At 48.4% G+C, this 25,333-nt stretch carries 20 protein-coding genes; 6 read left to right on the forward strand and 14 right to left on the reverse strand.

Annotation, left to right across the window (positions count from 1 at the left end):
• Positions 1–42: 42 nt before the first annotated feature.
• The gene (tnpB, locus tag KEF85_RS12560) at positions 43–402 is read right to left on the reverse strand and encodes an IS66 family insertion sequence element accessory protein TnpB (RefSeq protein WP_215579383.1); all 360 of its coding nucleotides are present in this window, start codon (positions 400–402) and stop codon (positions 43–45) included.
• On the reverse strand, positions 399–782 hold the full coding sequence (tnpA, locus tag KEF85_RS12565; RefSeq protein WP_215579380.1) for an IS66 family insertion sequence element accessory protein TnpA: 384 nt from the start codon (positions 780–782) through the stop codon (positions 399–401). The genes tnpB and tnpA overlap by 4 nt, the downstream gene beginning before the upstream one ends.
• Before the next feature lie 60 nt (positions 783–842).
• Between tnpA and KEF85_RS12570 the strand changes: the two genes are divergently transcribed.
• Entirely contained in the window at positions 843–2,090 is a 1,248-nt protein-coding gene (locus KEF85_RS12570) for an ABC transporter ATP-binding protein (protein ID WP_215581073.1), read from the forward strand.
• Positions 2,091–2,101: 11 nt separating this feature from the next.
• On the opposite strand, the gene KEF85_RS12575 is transcribed toward KEF85_RS12570, so the two are convergent.
• From KEF85_RS12575 to surE, 3 genes are all read right to left on the reverse strand, one after another.
• Positions 2,102–2,821, reverse strand: a complete 720-nt coding sequence (locus KEF85_RS12575) for a DUF5765 domain-containing protein (protein WP_215581075.1) — start codon at positions 2,819–2,821, stop codon at positions 2,102–2,104.
• Between the two features lie 156 nt (positions 2,822–2,977).
• Positions 2,978–3,640: a protein-L-isoaspartate(D-aspartate) O-methyltransferase gene (locus KEF85_RS12580; protein ID WP_215581077.1), complete on the reverse strand. Its 663-nt coding sequence runs from the start codon at positions 3,638–3,640 to the stop codon at positions 2,978–2,980.
• Positions 3,637–4,392 (reverse strand): 5'/3'-nucleotidase SurE, encoded by a 756-nt coding sequence (gene surE, locus KEF85_RS12585; protein WP_215581079.1) that lies wholly within the window; start codon positions 4,390–4,392, stop codon positions 3,637–3,639. The genes KEF85_RS12580 and surE overlap by 4 nt, the downstream gene beginning before the upstream one ends.
• 63 nt (positions 4,393–4,455) lie before the next feature.
• On the opposite strand from surE, the gene KEF85_RS12590 reads away from it, so the two are divergent.
• Positions 4,456–5,022, forward strand: coding sequence for a Smr/MutS family protein (locus KEF85_RS12590; RefSeq protein ID WP_215581081.1), 567 nt, complete (start codon positions 4,456–4,458; stop codon positions 5,020–5,022).
• Between the two features lie 184 nt (positions 5,023–5,206).
• A complete protein-coding gene (locus KEF85_RS12595) occupies positions 5,207–5,542 on the forward strand; it encodes a c-type cytochrome (protein WP_215581083.1) in 336 nt (111 codons plus the stop codon).
• 296 nt (positions 5,543–5,838) lie between these two features.
• Here KEF85_RS12595 and KEF85_RS12600 read toward each other — a convergent pair whose 3' ends face one another.
• Complete coding sequence (locus tag KEF85_RS12600) at positions 5,839–6,441, reverse strand: hypothetical protein (protein WP_215581085.1); 603 nt, start codon at positions 6,439–6,441, stop codon at positions 5,839–5,841.
• Positions 6,442–6,683: 242 nt separating this feature from the next.
• Between KEF85_RS12600 and KEF85_RS12605 the strand changes: the two genes are divergently transcribed.
• Positions 6,684–7,019 (forward strand): cupin domain-containing protein, encoded by a 336-nt coding sequence (locus KEF85_RS12605; RefSeq protein WP_215581087.1) that lies wholly within the window; start codon positions 6,684–6,686, stop codon positions 7,017–7,019.
• 36 nt (positions 7,020–7,055) lie between these two features.
• On the opposite strand, the gene KEF85_RS12610 is transcribed toward KEF85_RS12605, so the two are convergent.
• From KEF85_RS12610 to KEF85_RS12625, 4 genes are read right to left on the reverse strand one after another with little or no spacing between them, the layout of a single operon-like run.
• Positions 7,056–8,105, reverse strand: coding sequence for a PIG-L deacetylase family protein (locus tag KEF85_RS12610; protein WP_215581089.1), 1,050 nt, complete (start codon positions 8,103–8,105; stop codon positions 7,056–7,058).
• A gap of 33 nt (positions 8,106–8,138) precedes the next feature.
• Positions 8,139–9,107 carry a glycosyltransferase family 2 protein gene (locus tag KEF85_RS12615; protein WP_215581091.1) on the reverse strand — a complete coding sequence of 323 codons (969 nt, stop codon included), beginning with the start codon at positions 9,105–9,107 and terminating at the stop codon, positions 8,139–8,141.
• A 10-nt stretch (positions 9,108–9,117) separates the two neighbouring features.
• Positions 9,118–9,948, reverse strand: coding sequence for a carbohydrate deacetylase (locus KEF85_RS12620; protein ID WP_215581093.1), 831 nt, complete (start codon positions 9,946–9,948; stop codon positions 9,118–9,120).
• A gap of 2 nt (positions 9,949–9,950) precedes the next feature.
• Positions 9,951–11,777, reverse strand: coding sequence for a phospholipid carrier-dependent glycosyltransferase (locus KEF85_RS12625; RefSeq protein WP_215581096.1), 1,827 nt, complete (start codon positions 11,775–11,777; stop codon positions 9,951–9,953).
• A 337-nt stretch (positions 11,778–12,114) separates the two neighbouring features.
• Between KEF85_RS12625 and KEF85_RS12630 the strand changes: the two genes are divergently transcribed.
• Together KEF85_RS12630 and KEF85_RS12635 are read left to right on the forward strand one after the other, a co-directional pair.
• Positions 12,115–14,445 carry a TonB-dependent receptor gene (locus KEF85_RS12630; protein ID WP_215581098.1) on the forward strand — a complete coding sequence of 777 codons (2,331 nt, stop codon included), beginning with the start codon at positions 12,115–12,117 and terminating at the stop codon, positions 14,443–14,445.
• A gap of 714 nt (positions 14,446–15,159) precedes the next feature.
• Positions 15,160–19,395, forward strand: a complete 4,236-nt coding sequence (locus KEF85_RS12635; RefSeq protein ID WP_215581100.1) for an amino acid adenylation domain-containing protein — start codon at positions 15,160–15,162, stop codon at positions 19,393–19,395.
• A 184-nt stretch (positions 19,396–19,579) separates the two neighbouring features.
• Here the strand turns inward: KEF85_RS12635 and KEF85_RS12640 are convergent, their stop codons facing one another.
• The 4 genes from KEF85_RS12640 to KEF85_RS12655 all read right to left on the reverse strand — a co-directional run bounded on the left by KEF85_RS12640 (position 19,580) and on the right by KEF85_RS12655 (position 25,276).
• Positions 19,580–21,145 (reverse strand): fused MFS/spermidine synthase, encoded by a 1,566-nt coding sequence (locus tag KEF85_RS12640; protein WP_215581102.1) that lies wholly within the window; start codon positions 21,143–21,145, stop codon positions 19,580–19,582.
• Between the two features lie 48 nt (positions 21,146–21,193).
• A complete protein-coding gene (locus tag KEF85_RS12645) occupies positions 21,194–23,983 on the reverse strand; it encodes a DUF3570 domain-containing protein (protein WP_215581104.1) in 2,790 nt (929 codons plus the stop codon).
• Positions 23,970–24,197, reverse strand: coding sequence for a DUF4266 domain-containing protein (locus KEF85_RS12650; protein ID WP_246534933.1), 228 nt, complete (start codon positions 24,195–24,197; stop codon positions 23,970–23,972). Before KEF85_RS12650 ends, KEF85_RS12645 begins: the two co-directional genes overlap by 14 nt.
• Before the next feature lie 218 nt (positions 24,198–24,415).
• Positions 24,416–25,276, reverse strand: coding sequence for a VPLPA-CTERM sorting domain-containing protein (locus KEF85_RS12655; RefSeq protein WP_215581106.1), 861 nt, complete (start codon positions 25,274–25,276; stop codon positions 24,416–24,418).
• Positions 25,277–25,333: the final 57 nt, after the last annotated feature.

The following is a 25,333-nucleotide window of genomic DNA, read 5'->3' on the forward strand; positions in this document are numbered from 1 at the left end:
ATTGAAAATTCAGAAAATAGACGCTTCAAAGCCGGCAAAAGATTATAAAACCGACTGATAATCCAGCACCGGATGCGGCTTCATGCGATTAATATCATAACCTTCCAACAACCAGTTCAGTTGCTGTACGCTTAACGTCACCGTGCCAGACTCGCTGGGTTTTGGCCAGAAAAACCGTGCTTTCTCCAAACGCTTCTGCCATAGACAAAAACCATTACGCTCCCAATACAGCAACTTGATAGCCGTGGCTGACCGATTTCTAAACACATACAAACAATCAGCAAACGGATTTAAACTCAACTGCGCTTCCACCAGGACCGCCAAACTGGCAGCGCCCTTCCTGAAATCAACCGGTTGTTCGCATAAATAAACTGCCCAATCGACGGAAAGGGGCCGCATCATGCTGGCAACCTCGACAACCCGGTCAGCACCGCCAGGCAATGCTCGGTATCAATGGCTTGAAATTGACATTCAATGCCATTGGGTAGGCGCAGCCACAGCGTTGGCCGTTCAAGTGAGCCACTCGTCACCGGCTGTACCATCTGCACAGGATGAAAAGTCGCTGTGCCAGCGCCGGTCTGCACAGCACGGCTTGGCCACTCACGCTTACGCTTGATCCAGTGATATAAAGATTTATCGGCCAATTGGTGTTGCCGGGCATACACGGCAATACTCAAACCTGACGCCAGGCATTGCTCGACATGGGCAAACCAAAAGCGCTGCGTATCGGTTAGACTTACAGCATCCGTTGGCTGGGTATTTTCTGAAAGGGGCTGGTTCATCGGGTATCCTCATCAATTGACGGTGACGATACTTTCCCAAATTCAATTAATTATGGGTAGATGGGGTTTGTTAAGCGCTTACGCCAAAACTATGCCCAACATTTTGCCGCCACCAGAAGCATGGTCAACGGCAAAATAGTCGATGCCGTGACCAATATACTCAATGCCAAATTGTTTGCCCGTCTTGATTTCGAAAGACACTATCTGGGCGGCTTTCTGGAAACCGAATTAACAGATGCCCGGCGCACCTTCTGGTATATGGAACGAGTCCGCTGGTTTCAATTTCTGGCGGCCGGAACACTAAAAATCGGCACGGTGTATTACGCCTTAACCTTATGGGAGGCTAACTTGATTGGCGTGGGCGATTTCACCATGAGTGTTGGCCTATCACTATTGATTATCAATGATGCCCGGAACCTGACCCGGCGCTTTCTGGAGTTTTTTGAATACATCGGTAATATCAGTAACGGAATTGATACTATTGTGCGTCCTCATGAAATTATCGACGTGCCTGATGCTCCCGCTTTGCACATCAGCCAAGGCCGCATCGAATTCAAAAATGTGACATTCGGCTATACAGCCGACCACCAGGTATTCAACAATTTGAATATTGTGATAGAACCGGGTCAAAGAGTCGGACTAGTCGGCTTTTCCGGTTCCGGAAAATCTACATTTGTCGGGCTGATATTGCGTAATTTTGCACCGCAAAGCGGTGAAATTTTGATTGATGGCTATGATATCGCCAAGGTCAGTCTGGATTCGTTACATACCCAAGTCAGTCTGATTCCGCAAGACCCCAGCCTGTTTCACCGCAGCCTGATGGATAATATACGCTACGGCAAATTAGAAGCCAGTGATAGCGATGTCCACAAAGCCGCCGGGATGGCAAATGCTGCCGAGTTTATTGAGGGTATCGCCGAAGGTTATGCAGCACAAGTGGGTGAACGAGGGGTGAAATTATCCGGAGGACAACGCCAACGGATTGCTATAGCCCGAGTGATGTTGAAAGATGCGCCGCTGCTGATACTGGATGAAGCCACATCCAGCCTTGACTCTATTACAGAAAAAACCATCCAGGATAATCTGGATCAGGCTATGGGGCGTAAAACCGTGATTGCTATTGCCCACCGTTTATCGACGATAGTTCATCTTGATCGAATTCTGGTATTCGATGGCGGCCGAATTGTCGAAGATGGCAGTCACGACCAGCTTTTGCAGCAGCAAGGCTTTTATTATCGCTTATGGACTATGCAAGTCGGCGGCTTTTTACCGGAACAAGCCTTACCATCCAACTCGAAAACTGAATAGCTGGCTTAACACTAATTTTGCACGCCTTGTTGCCAATAGGCCTGCCTGCCGAAAATAGCTTTGAAATACGGCATGAAACTGGCCGTAATGGGAATGGAATAAAAACAGTACATCGCAGCTGCTTCTCCGGTAGATACTCCAAAAAACCATTGCGGCACAAACAAAGTCATGATGGACATAAAAAAATGATAAGAAGCAATGCGCCAGTTATCTTTCCAGACAAATCCGCTCAAGGCCAAGGCAAATAAAGAGCCGTGGGTGACGAAAGTACCAAAGGCGCTGGAGATGGCATAGCCAATATGATAAACCCCCATATACAGGCAGGAAACCATCTTACCGATGAAATTAGGCTCTAACCCGAATAATTGCCAGTCATTGGGCAAGAAAGTACAAAGCAGAAATAAACTACTGAGAATGACCCCGGTTATTGTGGCATTCTTCAAAGCCTGCGGGTCTGATGAATAAGTGGCTAGGGCCGGCATGATGGCCAAAGCCTGAAGGCTAATGTGATAAGTTGATAGTTCACTGAGCAATAAATTGGTTCCATAGCCACATTGATCAGCAACCGGATAGGCAAAGTATTGGATAAACTCCATTAGGGAGAAATGAAAAATAGCGTAAGCTCGCGCTGTTTTTACCCAAAAAGTCTCGTTTTTATCCAGAAAGGTAACCGAAGCGGCGGCCAAGCCGACCAAACCCAGGCTTAAAGACATATTTGCACTAAAACACATAAATTAAATCACTTGACGGTAAGTTGGAGAATGGACGAAAACCAATCTGAGCTTTTGGCATTATTTTAGAGATCAGAGCGGTGAACTACAAATTTTTCAGGACTGGCGACAGACTAAACATCACGTCGAAAAGTCTCCCAGCAAAAGCAACTAATTTTAGCTACTAACGCCGGGCTTAAACGGGACAAAACTCACTGACTCAATGGCTTCGTATACATAGCTGTCGGCAGTGCGGGTTATACGGTGCAGCACCTGCATGCCTTCCCGGCCAATCGGAATCACCATGACCCCGCCAACCGCCAATTGCTCCAGCAGGGTGCCAGGAATTTCCTCCGGTGCTGCTGTCACCAAGATGCCGTCAAAAGGTGCTTGCTCCGGCCAACCCCAGCCACCATCGGCGTGTCGAAAACCGACAGTTTTCAGATCCAGCTCCCAAAGTAAATCTCGGGCTTTTTTTATTAAGGGCGCAATACGCTCTACGGTATAGACCTGCCCTACCAGCTTGGCCAGCACGGCGGTTTGATAACCACAGCCGGTACCGATTTCCAGTACTTTGTCGAGCGCGCCATTTTCCAACAGCAATTCGGTCATTTTAGCCACGATATAGGGCTGAGAAATGGTTTGATTATGGCCGATCGGTAGTGCGCTATCCTCGTAAGCTCGGCTTTCCAGAGCATTGTCGACAAATATATGGCGCGGAATCTCGGTCATTACCGTTAGCACCTGCTTATCGGTGATGCCTTGTTCGCGCAAACGCGCGATCATACGTTCTCTGGTACGCCGGGATGTCATGCCTATACCTTGGAAGCGTAAACTCATACAGGGGCCTCCAAATTCAGCCAAGCATTAAGCTTTGCCATTTGTTCATAGCGGGTTAAGTCCAATTGTAAAGGTGTTATTGATACATAACCATTTCTGATGGCATCAAAATCGGTACCTGGCCCAGCATCTTGCTCGGCACCCGGCGGGCCCACCCAGTAAATAGTTTGACCACGGGGGTCTTGTGATGCTATCACTGCTTCAGCTTTATGACGTTGGCCCAAGCGGGTAGCCTGATAACCTTTCAATTCGGCTAACGGCACATCAGGCACATTGACATTCAACAAGGTATCATTAGCCAAGGGCTGAAGGCGGATTTTATGTAATAAATGCACGGCAACATGCCCGGCTGTTTCAAAATGGCGCGGGTCGCTGCCGACCAGTGAGATGGCAACCGCCGGCAAGCCCAGAAAGCGGCCTTCGGTGGCAGCAGCCACAGTCCCTGAGTACAACACATCGTCACCCAGATTAGCACCGTGATTGATGCCGGCAAACACCATATCGGGTTCCTGAGCAAGCATCCCGGTCAAGGCCAAATGTACGCAATCGGTTGGGGTGCCGTCAACCCTGATAAAGCCATTATCGCAACGTGTGGCACGTAAAGGCAGGTCCAAAGTTAGAGAATTGCTGGCGGCGCTACGATTTTTATCCGGTGCCACCACAGAGACCTCTGCATATAAGCTCAAGGCTTGCGCCAAAGTGGTAATGCCCTGTGACAAATATCCGTCATCATTGCTAATCAGAATGTGCATACTGTTTTAAAACGCTATAGAATTGCCGCATAGTAGCAAAAATCCGCTAAACCAGCAGCTTACGTGACAAAAAAACCATCATTTACAGACGACGAACAATTGTTTAGAGCCAGCGTCGGCAAAGTCAAGGCAATAAAGGCCAATACGGTGATATTAAAGCCGGATACCAAGCCACGGCCTATACCTTTAGCCAAGGCCATGGAACAACTGGATCCTTTACAAAACCCAGTCGATAACAGCCTGGAAAACTTGTATCAGGAAGACAAAATGGCCTTTCTGGCTGCCGGATTACAAAAAAATGTGCTTAAAAAACTGCGTAAGGGCTATTACGGCCTGGATGCTGATATAGACTTGCACGGCCTATCCAGCCGAGCAGCTTTGCAGCTATTACTAGACTTTTTGCAGCATAGCGTGGAAAACGGCAAGCGCAGCGTACTGATAGTCCACGGTAAAGGATACCACTCCCCTGACAACCGACCGGTTTTAAAAAACGACTTGAACCTATGGCTGCGTCAACACCAGGATGTACTGGCGTTTTGTTCTGCACCACAACGTAGTGGTGGAGCCGGCGCTGTGTTGGTCTTACTGCGCTTGTCGCATAAATATCATGATATTGATGAGCAACTTTAGCTGCCGTTTGGCTTAACGCAGCTCAAAAATGGCTGTTCGGTATTTAATACAATTTATTTGTAGCAAAAGGATTGAATTTTTTCTACAATTTCCATATCCTTTAACAGTTTAATTTCCAACCTGGCTGTGCACACCAAATGGTAATGGACGGCTCTTTTTTTAATCACAACAAGAGAACATAATAATGAAAAAATCATTCGGTTTGTTAGCCGGTGCTGCATTGCTGGCATTGAGCGGTCAAGTTGCAGCTAACGAAGCAGAAGAAATCGGCGCAAAAATTTATGAACGCGCTTTTGGCCGTGGTTGCGGCGCTTGCCATGATATTGCATCTAACCCACAATTAGCCGCTTTGATCAAAGCCGGAAAACTGCCAAAAGATCAATTTGCTAAAGTTCTGAAAGAAGGCAGAGGCGGTATGCCGAAAGCAACTGCAGCGATTCTGGAAGTTGGCCCGGTCAAAAAAGCTGGTTATACCGAAGACCAAGCGATTGATGCTGTTTACGAATATTTGAAAAAATAAGCGTTCATCAGCTAAGCAGGATAGAAAGCCGCCCGCAGTGATGCGCGGCGGCTTTTTAGTGTTTCGGAGTGGCCCCCCCAATCCTTTTTCATATTACTGGCTAATAAAAAGTGATTTTTTGCCCAGCTATCTAAATACGGACATAAGGTTATTTATCGGAGAGCTGGCCCCTGACTTGGGTTAAATTGATTGTTTACCCTGCGGAGCTTCTACTTCAAAATATTCGTAATGGTGCTCAGCTTATCCTGAACTGCAGACCAAGTTGTAATGCTTGGCCCGTTACTCAGCAATAGCACTCACTTTTGACGACCTAGATAGGCTTTGGCCTGATAATTGATGCGGTAACGATGGCGAAGCCAGACGCCTGCCAGAGCGGCTATCATTAGACCACCCGAGACGATAGTCAGGTAGATCAGCCCCTTTAGTTCGGACAGTTCTTTGAATACTTGTTGCTCGACAACAACTTGTTTGGCGGCAGCTGAGACTTGTGGATTATAGTCGGCCAGGACTTTGACGTCTTTTTTCAGGGACTGTAAGGTTTCCAGGGATTGATTGATACTACCACTGCGAATATTATCTTCTATACTTTTAAGTTTGGCATCAATGGATCCACTGACCAAACTGAACATCTGACTTTTAAGATTATCGATTTCTGCAGAGAGCGCGGGATTCTGGGTAGCCTCGGCCAGATTTTGGCTACGATTTCGGCCAAGTTGCTCAAGTATATTTTGCCGGGGCAATAATAAAAACCCTAAAACAAAAATCAGGCTCAACAAGACGAATACCAGCCTAACCAACATCCGGTTAGCTTTTACCAGGGCATGATGGGGTTGAATGGTTTGCAGGATGACTACTTCGCCTTGACGTGGTGCTATATCATCCGGATTAAACTCCGCCATATATTTAATTATTGTTTTAATTGTTACCGATCAAGACTAAACGTCAAGACATCCAAAACCCAGGAGCGAATGTCATGCGGATACCCCAGCTGAGCTTAATATTATACAAGCTAAATTGTAACTGTTCACCATAATCTCAATCAGGTTTTTTGACAAGTTTTTTGACCGTACAAACTGTTAGTGGCTGATGCCTATGTGCCGAGCCATCTTAAATGGGTAAACATATTTTCTCGAGCTTAGCCATGACACCTATTCAGAGTACTTCAATTTTTGCAGACATTCCCACCAATTTGGTGGATGAACTATGCCAGACTATCGGGACGCAACCACATTTGCGTATTGAACGGATAGTATCGCAGGGACACGCCAGTCCGGCGGGGTTCTGGTACGATCAGCCTCAGGATGAATGGGTTCTGGTGGTGCAAGGCCAAGCACGATTGGCATTTGCGGATGAAGCTGATATTGAACTGAACGAGGGGGATTATATGTTAATTCCGGCGTATTGCCGGCATCGGGTGGCGTGGACTACTCCAGAACAGACCACCATATGGCTGGCATTGCATATTGTTGAGACCTAGTAATTATTCGCGAATAATCGTACGCTTCTTGACGGATTAAATTTTACGCCGGGTCAAGGGATGCAGGTCGAAGGTTTTTCTGACATGTTGCCATTGCTTGACTACGTTTTCAATACCATGACTGTCGGCGGCCTTGAGCTGGCTATAACATTCATTGCTATGCACAAAAGCTGCCAGGAAGGGTGCCATAGCCTGTTGCTGGGTGGTATATAGCGCCAAAGCCTGACGCTTGACTGCAATTTGCGCCGGGCTCAGATAGACACAACTACGGGTGTGATTACGTAACGGTAAATCATCAGGCAGATAGAGCGGCTGGTCACTAAAATCAAATGCCGTATCAGCGCTGGAACCGGGCGGCCAGCCGTTTTGCCAATGAATCACATAGGCCAGTAATTTGGGCTGAGCAGAATGGCCGGCGTAGGTTTCCAGCCAATCGTGCACAGCCAGCAAGGCAAACATGCCAAGTCCGGCATGATCGGAATCGTTTTCCATGACATCCGGAAACACGATTATAGTGGGTCGGGTTTCACTGAAGATGGCCAGCAGTTCACGGCGCAGATCTTCGCCATCCTGAGCCATCCCTCTATCTTCGGCCTCCTGATAGGGAACATGGTTGCGACCGGTAAAATCAGAGCGATCAGGGTTGCTACGCTGCCAATGTTTAACCAGCATGGTATAGATGGAACCATCGGAAAAGCCGAGTAAATCCAGGTGAATAAACCCTTTGCCAAGGAGTTGGGCCGCATCCCGGGATTCTTGTAATCGTTTTTCGCCATATTGCAGAAAATCAGCCGGGCTGAGCCGGCTTTTATGCAGATAACGCTGAATAGCTTCAACATAGGCGTCACCAGCGGTGACTACTACACTTCTGACACTCCCGCCCTGGGCCTGGACGATTTGCTGCAGGCCGGCAGCACTAAGGGTTTCGTCATCGGGATGCGGGGCGAGTATCAGCAGGCGCTCACCGCGGCTTATTGTCAAAGTTTGCGGCACTTGCTGGGCCGAGACGCTGGTGGTGTAAAGCGTTAAACTTAGCCAGACTGCCCATAATAGTGGCTTACGAAACAGACATAGGACTCGGGTCATAAAGATGGCGCAATGTGCGGCTTGGACTTAAAGTTATAAGGGGGGACGGTTTTTTTTGCGTATACCGGCGCTGGCTTTAATCAAATAGTGGGGTCTAGCTTTGACTTCTTCGTAAATTTTAGCAATGTATTCGCCGATAATGCCCAAACTGATCATGATGAAGCTGCCTATCATTAACAGGCTGATGATGGTGGTGGCAAAGCCGGAGACGGCTTTGCCGTTACTCAGGGAAATCACAGCATCGGTGGCGACACCGAAACCGAGAATTAAGGTGGCTATGCCCAGAAAAGTGACGATGCGCAGCGGTAAAGAAGTGAATGAGGTCAAGGCGGTGATGGATAATTCCAGTAACGACCAGAATGACCATTTGCTGGCACCGTCCAGACGATTATCGACATCAAAATAAAGACTGACCTCGTTAAAGCCCAGCCAACTGGTCAAACCGCGAAAGAAACGTTGGCGCTCAGGTAATTGATACACAATAATATCCACAATTTCTCTGTCCAGTAATTTGAAATCGGAGGAGTTGTTGGTATTAATACCGCCGAGTTTAGAGATCATCTTATTAATGGCATGAGCAGTGGCTTTTTTGGCCAGGGAGTCCTGATTGCGACTGCGTTTGACTGCGTGAACAATTTGCGCCCCCTGCCGCCATTGATCCAGCATGGCTGGGATTAACTTGGGCGGGTGTTGCAGATCGGCATCAATAATGATGACGGCATCGCCTTCCGCGTATTCCAGACCTGCCAACATGGCACTTTCTTTGCCGAAATTGCGACTCAAAGCCAGGGCTTTGATACGTGGTTCGCTGCTGGATAATTCACTGAGTTTTTGAAAAGTGGTATCGCTGCTGCCGTCATCAACGGCAATAATTTCCCAGTCCAAACCTGTAGCGCTAAGTATGCCGCTGATTTGGCTTAAGGCATGGCTGATGCCCTGGCTTTCGTTATAGGCGGGAACCACAACACTGATGAGTGGGTTGGTATTGCTGATGGCGGTCATGTTTTTTGGTTTAGTCTGGATAAGAGCTGAGGATAATTCTGTGGTTTTGGTATAGCTGCGCCAAGTCTCGACTTTGCAAGACGGCCAGTTCTGTAGCCCAGGCGTGATAAGCCAGCAAACGTGGCTGGATGCATTCAGGCTCCGGCTGATAACCGGGATGACACATGAGTTCGTAGGTTTGACCAGGGTGTAAACTGGACATTATTTTGGCCAAATAAGCGATATCGAGCTTCCCGCTTTGGCTTAAACCCAAAAACAACGGTGCGGATACCCTCAACCGGTGCCGGTTGAGCAAATACATAAACTGCATCAAACTATTGCGAATCAAACCGGCCAGGCTAGTTGGCCAAAGCCAGTCGGCACTGGTCAGGCGGACGTGAGTAATCCGGTATGCAGTGGCCAATTCCAGCACTAGAGGAAACAGCACCGGCAGCATGTGGATGTGTTCGTGAGAATTCAGGAAGCGTAGCCGGTGCGACTGACAGGCTTGAATTTGGGCATGCCATTCATCGCGCACCAGATCAAGGCTGATTTTACCGCTCATAATCAACAGACTCATTCGATAAGCCCCCGGAAACTGGCCATGCCAAGGCGCCAGTTTTGCCCTCAGTGCCGCCGTGAGTGGGCAACCGCTGGTTAAATTAAGGTGTACGCCCAAATCCAGTTCGGGTACAGCCGTCAACTCGGCCAGTTGGCTGGGCAGATCGGCGGCGTTGGCCATGATGCCGGTGGCAGTGATGCTGCCGGATTGGGCTGCAGCCATTATGCCTCGGCTGACATGAGGAAAATAGCCATAGTCATCAGCATTAACGATCAGGCGAATACTGGGCTGGTCTGACATGATTAATTTCCCGTGTGGGCATGATACATCTGATATTGGCCATAAGCCGTGACTGGCTGTAACTGGGCTTTTAATGTATCCGGCAAATCCTGATAAATGACGTTACGCAACACGTAATAATCGTGTGCCCCCGTGCTTAAATGGTTTTCCAGAGCAGGGATGTCCGGCAATTCCACGACTTTACCCTGTAGGTAGAATTGGGCTGAATAAACTTTTTCCTTGAGATAAATCAGCCGCTCATCTGGACTTGCCAGCTGCCGGTAATCACTGACCAAGCGTTTTTGGGATCTGAGAAAATCAGCATCAGCCAGTTGGTAATAAATCACCAGACTAAAAAATATTAACGGCACACTTAAAATCAGGGCGTTGAGCGATTTTTTTAAGGGAGCTTGCCAACTGCTGAGCAATAAGGCCAGTCCCGGCAAGCCAGGCAGTACATAAGTCCAAATAATGTTGGCAGAGAAACTGAAGAATAGCAAAGGCGCCAACATCCATAATAAGCAGTAGAGCTGCCAGTTGTCCTGATCCCGGAGCAACCCTGCAGCCTGCCGGTGCCATAAGGCGCGGCCAAGTTTGTGTAGCAAGATCAAGCTCCAGGGAAAGCCGGCCAGCAGCCAGTAGACCCAGATCATACCGCGCGGATGTGCGCGGCCTACACCGTATAAATCACCTTTCCAACCGCTTTCAGTAAAGCGTTTCCAATGTTCGCCGATAAAAAAATATTCCAAAAAACCGGGGGTGCGCTGTTCGGCCAGGATATACCAGGGGACACACAAACACAACATCAGCAGAGTACCACTCAGCCAGGGGATACGCCGCCAGATCAGCAGCCAGTTACCGGTCAGCAAGGTCCAGAAAAACAGGCTGACGCCAGTTAATACCACGGTAATGGGGCCTTTAGCCATTAAGCCGATACTAAGGCCAAGGAAAAACACATAGCCCCACCAGCGCGATTGATCTTCACGCAAGGCCAGCCAGAATGCCGCCAGGGCCAGAGTCACGCCAAAGCTCATGCATTGATCCATGGCTACGGTGCCGGACATGACAAAAAACAGGACGCTGGAAGCCAGAATCAAGCTGGCTGACCAAGGGTCGGCAATTTCGTTACGCGTCTTCACCAAGCGGTACAGAATTAAGACGATACCAATACCGAGCAGCAAAGACGGCAACCGCGCACCAAAGTCATTGACACCCACCACGCCCATGCTGGTAGCGGTTAACCAGATGGTCAGCGGCGGCTTACCCCAAAATGGTACGCCGTATTCTATCATCGGCGTTACCCAGTTAGCGGTTTCCAGCATTTTTCTGGCCATTTCCGCATAGCGGGATTCGGAAGGGTCATAGAGCGGATACAGGCCGGAACTAAAGGTGCGGATCAGTAAGATGGTGATCAGCAAGACGGAGGCGGGCCACGGTGTGTTGATGAGCTTTGCCCAGTCGGTTTTGGCAGCGGCGGCTGGTTTATGCATTTTAAAAGTCCAAAAAGTATTCGCTAAAAAATTCCAGATCAATACCAGTAAGGTACTTAATAATTGGGCATAAAGATAAAACAGTCTGGGGGTAAATAATGCCATCAAAGCCAGGTTAAGCATCATACCTAGTCCGGCTATCGTGGCAAATTTCGGAAAAGTCCGGGTGTGCGACTGGTTTGATTTATAGGTGAATTTAAAATTTAAGCTGTAGTTTATCAGCAGACCGGCAATTGAACCGTAACCGGAAGCGGCTACCGGACTGGAGCCGGCCCAAGTTACCAGACTATAGAGGACGGCATAGTGGGCCAGCGTGCCGATACTGCCAACCAAGGCAAAATAGATGAACTTAGTTCCCACACGATTCACAAATGCTCAATTGCTTGATCCGGCAACCCCGAGCTGGTTGAAAGCGGGCTGGGTAATATTTTGCTGCACAGAAAACCGGCATGGGCTAAATTTGGGCGCTATCCATTGAATAGGCTTTATTTTCGCAAAATTTATAGTGTATTGCTATGGGCTTGCGACACAATTTGCTGGTTTTGGCTTAATTACTGGGCTGGCGAGCAATCGACTTACAGCCAGAGCAGACATTGATGCAATACTCGCCGACTGCGGTTTCGGGAATTTTTCCTATAGTCAGTCTGGCGGGTTTGTTGGGAAAATAGCCCTTAGGTCTAATTTAATGGTATTAATCATGCAATCTTTATATTTTCGGACTTGGCTGGTGTTGGCGCTAATGGTCACTGCCAATGAAGCTGCCGCTGGCTCGTGGTGGCAGGAAATACTCAAACCGCAGAGTCAGGACGACACCCCAGCCCCAGCCAAAACAGATATCGAGGCTAAATCTGCCGAACATCCGGTCGACGCGTTTGAGCTGCCGGAAGTAGCGGTGGTCAGCACCACACCTCTCGGTTCCACAGGTCTGGCCTTGAAGAAAGTTTCCGGCAATGTGCAATCAGCAGAAGACGAAGACATTCAGCGCCATGAGGCGTTGGCGATACCGGATTTTCTGAACCGGCGCATGGAAAGTGTGAATGTTAACGACACTCAGAACAACCCCTATCAACCTGATATCAGCTATCGCGGTTTTACCGCTTCACCGCTGCTGGGTACGCCGATCGGCATTTCGGTGTATCAGGATGGAGTAAGGGTAAATGAAGCCTTTGGCGATACAGTGAACTGGGATTTGATTCCACAGATAGCAATTGCCAATATGGAGATGATGCCGGGTTCCAATCCTTTGTTTGGTTTGAACACCTTAGGCGGGGCTTTGTCGGTGCGCACCAAGAGCGGTTTCAGTCATCCGGGCTTTCATGCCCAATCCTACGGCGGCTCATATGGCCGGCAGGCTTATCAGGCCGAGCTGGGCGGCTCGAAAGACAATTTGGACTGGTATTTTGCCGGAAACATATTTGGCGACGATGGCTGGCGGCCATTTTCGCCGACATCAGTCAACCAAGGCTTTGGCAAAATCGGCTGGGAGAACGAAAAAACCGACCTGGATTTGAGCTTTACCTTTGCCGATAATAATATGCAAGGGGTGGGACCTACTCCACAATCCATGTTGCAGCAGAACTGGGCGGCGATTTTTACCGCGCCGGATATAACCAAAAATACCATGTATTTTGTTAACTTAAAAGGCAGTCACCGCTTTACCGATGAATTGCAGTTAAGCGGTAACACCTATTTTCGTAATAATAACACCAGCAGCTTGAACAGCAATACCGGGAATAACTGCGATGTTTGGGTGCAGGCAACTTTGTCCTGCCAGAATGGGGCAGCCCCCGGCTCATTTCAGGCCACCCAAACCCGCACCAACGGCGCCGGCGCCAATTTGCAGCTGACCTCGGATTACAAGATCAAAAATCACGACAATCAGTTTGTCACCGGCGGCGGCTTTAATTATGGTAACACCCATTTTTACGAGGCCACTCAGGATGCTGTGATTAATGCCAGTTATTTTGAAACAGGCACCACACCGTTTGCGCCACAAGCCCAGTTACACGCGCAGAACGCTTACTCAAATCTGTTTGTCACGGACACTTTTTCAGTATTTGACTGGATGCATATCAATTCGGCGCTTAATTGGATTCAGGCTGAGGTGCGTAATGTCGATCAAATGAATCCGACCAATTCGCAGAATTCATTGAGTTCCAATACACATTATCAACGCCTGAATCCGTCGGCGGGCGTTACGCTTAATCCTTTGGATGCGCTGGCTTTACAGACACCGTTGCAGGAGTTCACCACTTATTTTAACTATAACGAGGGTTTTCGCGCCCCGACAGCGGTGGAGATGGGCTGCAGTAATCCGCTAGTACCGTGCAATTTGCCCAACAGCATGATTTCTGATCCGCCTACGCTAAAACCAGTGGTTTCGCATACGCTGGAAGCTGGTTTGCGTGGCAAGTTCAGTAAAGCGCTGAAATGGAATGCGGCGGTATACCAGACCATCAATACCAACGATATTTTGTTTGAAAGTACCAACTTCACCGGCACTCAGGGCTATTTTGCCAATGTCGGCAAAACTCGCCGCCAGGGTGTGGAGTTTGGTTTAAGCGGTCTGGCGCTGGACAGCCTGAACTGGTATTTGAGTTATGGCTTCGTGGACGCTACTTATCAGTCCAGTGCTCTGCTGTTTAATGGCCTCAATCAGGAGAACGTGATTGCAGGTAATAAAATCCCCAGTATTCCGCAAAATACCTTGAAGTTCGGCGCCGAGTATGAGTTTTTTAAAAACCTGTTTCTGGGCAGTGATGTGCAGTATACCGGTGGTCAATATGCCCGCGGTGATGATCAGAATGTTTATCAGGCGTTGCCTGATTATACGGTGGTGAATCTGAATGGCCGTTATGTGTTCAATCGCTACCTTGAATTGTTTGCGATGGGGCGTAACGTGCTGGACAACCATTATTTGTCGTTTGGGCAAATGGGGCAGAACTTCTTTAATGGTCAGAATAGCCAGTTTGTCGGGCCCGGGGCTGTGGCGACCGGGTACGCCGGGATTCGTGTGCACTGGGATTAAAACTGAACAGGAAGCTCATGGTTTCGCGATTTAGGCTTTTCGCTAGCGTTCATCCTCCTAAAAGTGTTGTGCGCTGATTGCTTGCTGAGTTTTAGCGCTAGACTCTTGGGCGCAAAAACTTACTCTGTCCTTTTTTAGGCTGGCTGTAATTTCAATACCCTAGCTAGACAAGTGACTATCGCTTAAATTGGTGGGTTACGCGCTATCGAGCCAACTCACCCTTCAAATTTTGGCAACCGATCTTTTAAACTAGTTTGCCATGCTTACTCCACTCAGTTACTGAGCCGAGCATGAACCTAAGTTCTACAAGCTCGGCAAATTTGACTAACGCAACAAATTGGCCTTTTTTAACTTTAGTCGATAGAAAACTCTATTAAATCTAATTGATATTCATAATCATTTAGATTAACATAAGCAATAAATAATTCAACGCTTATCCTGATGGGCTTTATGGTTTTTATTGACATAAAATAGCAAATGAATCTGTTTTTATGTTAGGAACTAAGCAGGCATACGCATAATTTGGCTCATGCTCAAAACAAGGCTTGAAACGGCTTAGCCATATGATTTAACAATGAAATAACAACATAATCACCTATTTTTGCTCGATGGAGCTACTTTTAATACATAGCCGCCATGTACATTTCTGCAGATAGCCCCCCACTTTGCTATATCATTGGCAATGGGTCATTTTTGATTCAATGTGCTGAAAGCTTGTTAAACAATAACATGCAGATTTTGGGTATTATTTCTAGTGACAACGCTGTGTGTGTCTGGGCAAACCGGCATCATATTCCACTATTCGATATCAAGGACGGTCTGAATTCAATCCTGGCTCAGCAGCCTTTCGACTATTTGTTTAGTATTAATAACGCCGACACGATTTCAGTGGATCAACTTAGGATGACTGGATGCCTGGCAATTAACTTTCATGATGCGCCACTGCCCGAATATGCCGGTGTCAACACGACATCGTGGGGCATTCTTAATGGCGAGAAAACCTGGAGTATTTGCTGGCATGTGTTGGAAGCTCGGATCAACGCCGGAGCAATTCTCAAACAAACCCGCTTTGCTGTAGAGGCCGACGAAACGGCCTTTTCTCTAAACGGGAAATGCTATGGCGAGGGCATAACCGCTTTCTCCTCCTTAATCAATGAATTACTGAATGGTCAACTCCAAGCAATTGAGCAAGACTTAGGCAGGCGCCGGTTTTATACAGCAGAACAAAAACCCGAGTATGGGGCAATCATAGACTGGAGTCGGCCTGCACAAGAAATAGATGCCTTGGTGCGAGGACTGGATTTTGGTGTTTATCCAAATCCTATTGGTATGCCTAAACTAAGTATCGGCAATACTTTGTACACAGTACATAGTTTAAAGATTAGCCAAATAGACACGACAGCCAAACCAGGAACACTGCTTGAGATTGCTGAGGATAAATTAAGAATAAGCTGTCTGGACGCCGAGGTGTACATAGGCAAACTGAAAACCTTGCAAGGGCAGCCTTTGGTCATCAATGAGCTCGTCGCCCAACATCATCTGGACAGCGGCCTGCGTCTGGCCGGCCTCCAGCCTGAAACCATGGCATTACTCAATGCATTGCAGACAAAAACAGCCAGATACGAAAAATTTTGGCTGGCGCGTTTGCACAGGCATCAGCCTTTGTACTTCCCGGCGCTATCTAGCACCCAGTTTATTGCCAGCCCCTTAGCCAGCATACCGTTGGCAATTCCTGCTACCGTACTGGAATACGTCAAAACCCAAGGATATAGCCTCCGGCTGGTATTAGAGAGCGCGTTTGTGATTTACCTTTGGCGAATAACCGGCAAACCCTGTTTCGATTTGGCCTATGTCCCTGCCGGATTGACGGAAATGACAACCGGGATGGGCAACTTTTTTTCACAACAATTGCCTTGGCGCATCAACTGCCGGCCTGAAGCAATGTTTGCTGATGTTTACCAAGATTTGGCTATGGTCCGACAAAAGCTAAACCATAGTCTGACATATCCCCTGGATTTAGTTGGCCGGCATCCCGATTTGGCCCAGCAAGCCGGCCAGGATGATTTCAAATCATTTGCCGCTATAATTGAAAGCAATCCGACAGCTATTCAGGATAATGGACTGGCGTTAGTCGTGCCTCTGGAACAGTATCAGCCGAACTCGACATTTGCCGCGGTGTACTTTGATCCGGCCAGAATTGCTGAGCCGGAAGCTGAGAATATTGTTGGGCGTTTACAGGCGTTTTTGACTAATTTGGCCATTGCACCGCAATTATCTGTTGCCGAACTGCCCTTACAAACCGAGCAGGAACGCCAGAAAATCCTCAAGCAATGGAACACCACTGATCAGCCCTACCCTGCACATCTTTGTATTCATGAGTGTTTTGAAGCCCAAGTAGCCGCCACACCGGATAGCATCGCCGTGATTTCAGGCCATCAACAGCTAAGCTATCGGGATTTGAATACGCGAGCCAATCGCATTGCCCGCTACCTGAGGACAATGGGCGTCTGCCCTGATACCCGTGTTGCCATTTGCGCAGAACGCGGCTTGAACTTGATTGTTGGCATTTTGGCTATACTTAAAGCGGGTGGTGCCTATGTACCGCTAGATCCAAATTATCCGCATGATCGGATTGAGTTCATGTTACGGGATAGTCAGCCTCTGGTATTGCTCAGCGAAACCGCTAACAATGCCGTCATTTCCGGACTAAGTGGTACGCTGCCGCTGGTCGACATTGGTGCTGCGGCCTCAGCCTGGGATGATCTGGATGACGCTAATCTGCCTAGGTCTGAAACAGGCCTTAAGCCGGAAAATCTGGCTTATATCATCTATACCTCCGGGTCCACCGGCAGACCCAAAGGCGTAATGATTGAACACCGCAGCCTTTGTAATCATATTCATTACATGCGACCCTATTACGAATACCTGCCGATAGCCGAAAACCGGATATTACAGTTTACTTCTATCAATTTCGATGTCTCGGCACAGGAAATCTTTGCTGCATTATTGTCCGGCTCAGCATTAGTGCTACTACCGCCCTACTGGCTGCCCGGCGCCGATGAATTTTGGAATTTGTGCCAGGAGTATCAAATTACGGTGGCGGTTTTACCTACCCTGTACTGGCGGAAATTAGTCAGTGAAATTGACAGGCAGTTTCCTGCACCCTTGCGCTGCATCATCATCGGCGGCGAAGCCATTACCCCTGACGCCCTGCAAAACTGGTTCAAACAGGATGCCAGGCCACGCTTGATCAGTTGTTATGGGCCAACAGAAACCTGTATCAATACAGCGATTTTCGAACCCGAAATCAACACCAACAGCGCTTATATGATAGGCCGCCCCACGGCAAATATGCGTATCTATATCCTTGATGAGCATCAGCAACCGGTACCTACAGGTATGACTGGTGAGCTTTATATAGCCGGCATTGGAGTTGCACGGGGTTATCTGAACCGACCAGATCTGACTGCACAGCAATTTTTACCAGACCCCTTTAGCGAAACAGCGGATGCTCGCCTTTATAAATCAGGTGACTTGGGCCGTTGGCAAGCCGACGGTAATATCGAATTTCTGGGCCGCAACGATCATCAGGTGAAAATTCGGGGCTTCCGCATTGAATTGGGCGAAGTTGAAAGCGCCTTATTGCAACATCCTGATGTGAGGGAAGCTTTGGTGATGACACGAACAGATGAGGCCGGCACGCAGCTTATCGCTTATTTTTGTAGCAGCAAAAACATCACCACCGAAATATTACGCCAGCATCTGTCCTCTATGCTGCCGGAATACATGGTGCCGGCTGTTTATGTAGAACTGGCAACAATGCCGTCTACGCCCAACGGCAAGCTTGACCGCAACGCTTTGCCTGCACCAAGCAGCACGAGCCATGCTGTTGATCATTACCAAATGCCGGCCGGCGAAACTGAAATTCTGCTTGAACAAATCTGGTGCAAGTTGTTGAAAGTGGACAAGGTAAGCAGGCATGACAACTTTTTTGAACTGGGCGGCCATTCATTGATGGCTATTAGTATGCTAAGCAAAATTGAAAGAGTTTTCCAATTCAAGCTTCCGGTAGCGACGGTATTTCATTCCCCCACTCTTGCTGAAATGGCGGAAGTGCTAAATGGTCAACAGCAACCAAGCAGTTTTTTTTCGATTGTACCGGTTCAAAAAGCCGATTCTGACCCGGTTATTTTCTGGATCGAATATTTCAAGGGCTGCTATAAAGTCATCAGAGATCTGGATTTGAAATTACCGGTTTTCGGTTTACGTTACGGGATAGGGGCAGCTCAAAGCAACAACCTAAGCCTACCCACCTCTGTCGAGGCTTTGGCGGCTCATTATCTTGAGCAGATATTGCTGGTTCAACCAATTGGCCCATATCATTTGGTGGGACATTCTTTCGGCGGGCTGGTCGGATTTGAAATTGCCCAACAATTGATAAGGCGCGGCGAAACTGTGGCATGGCTATGCATGATCGATACCAAACCAAACAATCTGGCATCGCTGCACGTCAGCTTTAAAACCAAGTTGGCTAATCTACGCAAAGCTCCTTTTAATCAGCAGTGCAAACAGTCAAGCCAATGGCTGCTGACATTGGTGAAGCGTTTGAAGTATTTTTTTATTCATCCGGTTTACGATCCCTATCATTTTTCGCCTGAATTAATAAACCCTTTAATTAAAGCCTATGTTATCAAGGAGTATCCAGGCCGGATTACGTTTGTCAAGGCATTGATCAGTGATAGTCTGACCCGACCTATACAGCCTTTTGAAAACGGATGGCGAAAAATATGCCCATCTGTTGATTTATATGAGATTCAAGGCAATCACTATTCTATTCTGGAGGATGGCAGCCAATTGCTGGCCAAGGTGATTTCGAAAACATTAAAACTTGGTCAAAAAAAACCATTATCTCAGCTCATCCCTGTGATGGATGATGACGAGATGGCTTAACTTAGCAGCGGGAATTTATCCATTATGGCCTGGATGTAACAATCCTGAATTGGGGCCTTAAGTAGCTGAATATCAAAATATTCTGCTTATTCAAGCAGCTATAGACTTAGATTGATGGGTTACACGCTACCGAGCTAACCCATCCTACCCGGATTGGAACGCAAAAATGTAACCTGCCCCCATTTTATAGCACGACTAGTTCTGGGGGGATGCGTTGCATGAATATTTTTCGGTAGGCTTCGGCTTTGCGGACCTGCAGGCTTTCCAGCGGGTTGTAATCGTCGGTAATGATGATGCCGTTGGTGTCGGTCATAGCGTATTCGTGGTCCAACAACCAGGTTATGCGTTTGTCGGGGCGATCTTTATCCAAGGTCAAGGGCTGACGGGAGGCCAGGAAGATGAAATCGGTAAATTCACTTTTTTCGGTGACAAACACCCGGATATTCGGCAACAGGCTAGCCAGGGTTTTATAGACGGAGGTAACGGCGTTTGCCCCTTCGCCTTGAGTAAAACCGACATAATTTAAGGCCAGAATGCCATCGTCGCTGAGCATATTACTTAAATCCCTGAGCATTTCCACGGTTAACATGTGTACCGGTTCAGTGCCGCCGGTAAAGCAGTCATGAATGATGAAGTCGTAGTGTTTGTGGATTTTTTTAATTTCGTAACGGGCATCGCCAACCATGAAATCACCGGTGGGCTGGAAATTAAAATAACGGACGGCAGCATCGGCCACCACCGGGTCGATCTCTATGGTATCGGTAGCCAGACCTTTGGCTTTTAGATCGCGCGCCACATGACCGCCACCCAAACCTATCAATAATGCCTGCTTGGCGGCGGGACGAAACAAGGCCGGCACCATACCCAGAATGGCCTGGTACCCCAACAAACTATAGCCGTGAGCAATTTCCATGGCGCTAAGCACGGATGAGTCGGATAGCAGCAGCCGGAAACCTTTGCGTTGATCATCGACTACCCGCACCCAACCGTAGATACTTTCCTGCTGCAGCAAAACTTTGAAACCATTGGCCGGACGAACCGGTGCGGCATAACCGTTAGCGGCAAGAATGCTGGTCAACACAACGGCAATACAAACCGGCAAGGTAGACCAGGGTTTGGCAAAGCCGGCTTTATCATTGAGCAACAAGAATACAGCCAACAACAATAACAACAGGCTTAGGTAAAAGATGATGGCACGGGTGCCGAACTGGGGCAGTAAATAAAAAGCCAGTAATAAGGTAGCGGCCACACTGCCGGCAGTGCTGACTGCGTACACGGAGCCTACGGCCCGGCCTATACCCCGCAAGTCGCCGGCAGCCAATTTGATGGCAAACGGCCCGACCATGGCCAAGGCCGTAAGCGGCAAGCTGAATATCAGTAGCGCACTGACAAAAGCACCCAGCCGCATTCCCAGCGGATTGGTGAGTTCCAGGATCGGGCTGCTGATAAAGGGCAGACCAGCGGTACTTAGCGCCGCGATTAAGATGATATGTACCAAGCGTAATTGCGGATAACGATCGGCACTGAATCCTCCAAAATAATAGCCTATGGCCAGGGCAATCATGGTCACGGAAATCAATGCGGTCCACACATAAAGACTGACACCGTAATACGGGGCAATGATGCGGGTACCCAGCAATTCCAGGATCATCACTGCACCGCCGCTGATGCTGACGGTAACAAATAATAAGAGGGTTTGGTAGGCCACGGGACGGGAAAGCACAAGCGGATTAACCGGGGATTTTTTCATAATCTATATTTTGTTAAGGCGGAAATACCGGTCTGCATAGACCGGAACTTAAAACATATAATTCCAGGTAGCAGAGAAGGCACCAGTGCGTTCAAGCTGGTAACCGTTGACATAATCTTTGACCGGTTGTAACCATTCAATATTTAAACTATGGCCGGCAAAGTTGCCGCGAGGCACCATGATATTCATGCCGATACCGATATCCCAGTAATGTCCACCGTAATTTTGGGCATAATCGACGGTGGAGACGTTCATGTGACCATTCTGGTTGATGTTGCCGGTGGGTATTTCGCTGGCGATAATCTGGTATAAGTCGCCGCGTATTTTGTTTTGCTGGGTGTAAACACCGCGCACACTGGTGGATAACCAGTCAAACAGCTTATAGCCACCCCAGGCAGTGGATTGGTATTGGTCACCCAAGGCATAGCCAGAGCTGTTGCGGTTTTGCAATCGATTCACCGAACTAAGCTGCAGACCCCAGAAAGCCTGATCGAACCGGCCGGTATAGGTGAGGCTGGGCTTGAAATCCCAGGTGCCGCTGCCGGGCATCATGCCGATATCCTGGAGAATATTCAGGTTGACGTTATAGACCTGACCACCGCTGCCAACGACCGCTGTAGTAATACGATTATGCACTTCAGAAACACTGCCGGTGGGCGCACTGCCGCCCAGACCAATATGCAGGTGATGATTAGGATCATCATAAAGTTTAATCAGTGCAGTCATAAAGGTATCACCCAGATCAAACACGCTGTGGTGCATTTGCGAATAGATAGAGGCGGTGTCTGTCGCATTGTGTTTTTCTGTATAGTCACCGTTCATGGTGTAATACGGGGTGCGCAAATCAGTACTCATATTCATTTGCATATCCACCAATTGCGGCATGACCATCAGATTCAGCCAGTCGGTAGGCGCATACATGATATCCAGCATGTGCATGCCCATAAACATATTGGTGGGTTTGACCAGACAACCGGATTCGGTGAATTTGTGTGGGCCGGTGATGTGACCGTAACCGGGACAGGCATCGCCCAACACTTGTTGGGCCGTTGGTGCCGTAGCGCCTTTGGGTAAGCGGATAATATACTGGTGGGCGAGTTGGGCATCGCTGACTGCATCGCTGCCGTGCAGCATAGTGCCTTCCTGACCACTATACATATAACGGTAGCCCAGCATAATCTGGCCGGTTTGTTCGAGCATGTGACCGAACATCACTCCTGCCGGTAGCGGAGTGTGCTGATGCTGATGCTGGTGGTGATGCTGGTGCGGATTGTCGCCAAACAGGCTATCCAGCACATTGCCCTCACCTTCCAGTAAGCTACCGGGCGCAGACAGATCGATATTAACCCCGGCATGCGCCAGATAATAGCTGTAATCGGCATAGTTGCCGCTGCCGCCGCCACCCAGTTTCAGATCACCCTGATGGCTGTAATATTCAATGCCGGCATCCAGTTTGACACCTTTGCTGATTTGTTTGGCAAAGCTGATGCCGCCGTTGATGGCACCAAAGGCTGACAGACGGTAATCACTGGAATAATGATGGTCGGCACGCGGCGCCAGGAAATACGGGGCAAAAAAATCGGCCTGAGATTGTGAGTAATAGCGAATGCTGGGAATGGCGGTAATACCAAATGGCAGCCCTTGATACCATTTGAATTCAAAGGTGTGGGCATTGATATTCCAGTCGTCGTGATAAAACCGGTAATCAAAATGTAATGAGGCATCCAAGTTCGGCAGGTAATGGTTGAGGCCATTCACCACCGAAAACTGGTTACGCTGATCGGGGCGATTTTCTCTGAACAGTTCCGGACCAACAATCTCCAGCGGAGTGATGGCGTTCCAGTTTATCGAGCCGAGATTGTTCTGGTTATCACTGATATAAGCATATTCGGTCGGGGTAATCTCGCCTCTGACATATACGGTTTTATAGGGATTACTCAAAAATCCGGATTGATTGGTATAGTTGGTACTAAGGTTGTATAAGGTGTTTTTACCCAATACCTGACTCACGCCAAGGTTTAAGCCGTTAAACACGCTATTGGCATTAAGCAGAGCATAATTGGTGCAATCGCTGATAGTGCAATCCGCCGGATGAATATGGCCGAGACCGACATCCGCCGGACTGTGGTTATGACCCTGATTGCGAAAAATAGCATTGCGGGTAATGTTATACCCGGCACTAAGTGTGGTTTGTTTATTATTGAATTCGTGGCTGAAATTAATCGCCCCAAAATTGGATAAATAATCCGGCTCATCAGACAAACCACCGGAGATGCCTAGTGTGGAATTATCCATATAATATTTCATGGATAACACCGGCTGAGTACGGGTTTCCAGTGGTTGAGTCTGGAAGCGCTGCACTGTAGCAGTGCCGGCGGGTACCATACTATCCAGCAAGGTGGTATAAGCTTTGACTTTATCACCACCGCTGGCGTTCAGAGCATCCTGATAAGTCTGAAATTTTTCCAGGCCTTCACCGGTAATCGACTGGGCGGATACAGCAGAAGCCGCCGAGATTAAATCGGCCACACCGCCACCATTGGCCAAGGTTTGGTTAGTCATGGTTTGCGGGACATTCCAGGCCGGAGAGGCACCGGAATAGGTATCCCTATCCAGGCTGAAAGCAAATTCCAACCTTTCGGTCAGCGGTACCAGTCCATCGGCATGATAGATCTGCACCTGCATACGCTGATCGCTTTCCTGATAATAACCATAGGCAGTACTGCCGGTGGCAAGCAGACTGGGAGTAGCGGCCCGCACATCCATACCCGGCAGGCATAGTGCTGCTGAGGTTAGCGCATACAAGGTACGACTTTTATCCTGCTTAGTTACAGCCACAGCCACCCCCACTGCTGACCCGGCTGCCTTGTGCCGCCTCACGGCTGGTAAAGATATGGTCGCGAATATGGGTTAAATTGGGATTGGGATCCAGGGCCATGTTCGGTTTGGCCAAATTGCCCCGTTGCCAAGGCGCAACTTCACTGCAACCCGGTAAGATGCAGGTGATACTGATCAGTATTAAAGCCTTTATCAGGCAGGGGTAAACTCGCAAGATTTGTTCCTCTATCGCTTGTGCATCATGCCACCAACCGGAAATGCAAAATCCAGGCTATACCTGGATTGCTAAAAACACCGGCCATTTAAGGTTTGATCTATATTTTTATGACTGGATTAACCGTTTGATTTGACCAAAATCCCGCTGGGTTGGGTGAACACATAAAGTAAGCCCACCCTACCGAACAAAACAATTATTTTCATTTGTCGATTTGTTCAGATTTTGCGGCGATTCAAACCGAGCATCCCTACCAAGCCGCTGAGGAAAAGCCAGGTGGCGGAAGGTAAAGGCACTGCGGCAACAACACTGCTGAAAGCAACGGTGCCTAATATATCGGAGGTTGTACCGCCGGCAGTGCCGCCGCCAGCGGCTATGGTGTAATCACCGGCCGGCAGCAGATAATGTGACAAGCTGACAGAATTGCCGTTTGTTGGGTCGACATGGGTGATATATTTAATGACACTCCAGTCACCAGCAGCGATGGCTTCGGCTAAGGAAGTAGCGTTACAGACTCCGCCAGGCTGGGATACGCAAAAGGTATCGGCATTGGCATTGGCCATACTCCAGTCACCCAGGGCATTGAATTGGCCATGATAGGTAATATTCTGGGTATCTCTGAGCGGTGAGATATTGCCGTTGGCATCGGTAGCCACACCGTTATCGGTCAAAGAGGCGTCTTTTACTGTGGTGTGAGTCGCTAGATTGAGATGAGCCGGGTTTAATGGATCGGTCTTGGTATCATCATGAGCATCTTCAGGCAGCAGACCTGAATAGACGCTGAAAGCAGGATTTAATTGACCGGTGTTTTCAGTGTCGCTGAAATTGATGTTGACATAGGAGGCTTCTGTCAAATGAAACTTGAAGAATACCCCACCAGCCAATTCGTGACTGTCGCCCAGGGTAGGCTGGGTGCCGTTATACCAACCATAATTGTAGAAAGTTTCATCATCGTAGGACTGCCCGGCGCCATTGACAAACAGATTGGCGCTTAAATCGAAATAGGCCACATGAGCAACAACCGGGCCGGCTGCTAGCGCCAATACCCCTATCATCAACAATCGCTTGAAATAATTCATAAGGAATTCCTGTAAGAAAAAATGCGGACAGGGTAAAAATCCATTTTACCCTGCTCC

Source organism: Methylomonas paludis, assembly GCF_018734325.1.
GTDB classification, from domain to species: domain Bacteria; phylum Pseudomonadota; class Gammaproteobacteria; order Methylococcales; family Methylomonadaceae; genus Methylomonas; species Methylomonas paludis.

What these genes read in the sequence shown, in the direction of transcription:
- KEF85_RS12605 (WP_215581087.1), top strand. Translation starts at nt 6,684, where the DNA reads ATGACACCTATTCAGAGTACTTCAATTTTTGCAGACATTCCCACCAAT.
- tnpB (WP_215579383.1), bottom strand. Translation starts at nt 402, where the DNA reads ATGATGCGGCCCCTTTCCGTCGATTGGGCAGTTTATTTATGCGAACAA.
- tnpA (WP_215579380.1), bottom strand. Translation starts at nt 782, where the DNA reads ATGAACCAGCCCCTTTCAGAAAATACCCAGCCAACGGATGCTGTAAGT.
- KEF85_RS12580 (WP_215581077.1), bottom strand. Translation starts at nt 3,640, where the DNA reads ATGAGTTTACGCTTCCAAGGTATAGGCATGACATCCCGGCGTACCAGA.
- KEF85_RS12640 (WP_215581102.1), bottom strand. Translation starts at nt 21,145, where the DNA reads ATGAAAAAATCCCCGGTTAATCCGCTTGTGCTTTCCCGTCCCGTGGCC.
- KEF85_RS12655 (WP_215581106.1), bottom strand. Translation starts at nt 25,276, where the DNA reads ATGAATTATTTCAAGCGATTGTTGATGATAGGGGTATTGGCGCTAGCA.
- KEF85_RS12610 (WP_215581089.1), bottom strand. Translation starts at nt 8,105, where the DNA reads ATGACCCGAGTCCTATGTCTGTTTCGTAAGCCACTATTATGGGCAGTC.
- KEF85_RS12600 (WP_215581085.1), bottom strand. Translation starts at nt 6,441, where the DNA reads ATGGCGGAGTTTAATCCGGATGATATAGCACCACGTCAAGGCGAAGTA.
- KEF85_RS12575 (WP_215581075.1), bottom strand. Translation starts at nt 2,821, where the DNA reads ATGTGTTTTAGTGCAAATATGTCTTTAAGCCTGGGTTTGGTCGGCTTG.
- KEF85_RS12620 (WP_215581093.1), bottom strand. Translation starts at nt 9,948, where the DNA reads ATGTCAGACCAGCCCAGTATTCGCCTGATCGTTAATGCTGATGACTAT.
- KEF85_RS12595 (WP_215581083.1), top strand. Translation starts at nt 5,207, where the DNA reads ATGAAAAAATCATTCGGTTTGTTAGCCGGTGCTGCATTGCTGGCATTG.
- KEF85_RS12630 (WP_215581098.1), top strand. Translation starts at nt 12,115, where the DNA reads ATGCAATCTTTATATTTTCGGACTTGGCTGGTGTTGGCGCTAATGGTC.
- KEF85_RS12570 (WP_215581073.1), top strand. Translation starts at nt 843, where the DNA reads ATGGGGTTTGTTAAGCGCTTACGCCAAAACTATGCCCAACATTTTGCC.
- KEF85_RS12615 (WP_215581091.1), bottom strand. Translation starts at nt 9,107, where the DNA reads ATGACCGCCATCAGCAATACCAACCCACTCATCAGTGTTGTGGTTCCC.
- surE (WP_215581079.1), bottom strand. Translation starts at nt 4,392, where the DNA reads ATGCACATTCTGATTAGCAATGATGACGGATATTTGTCACAGGGCATT.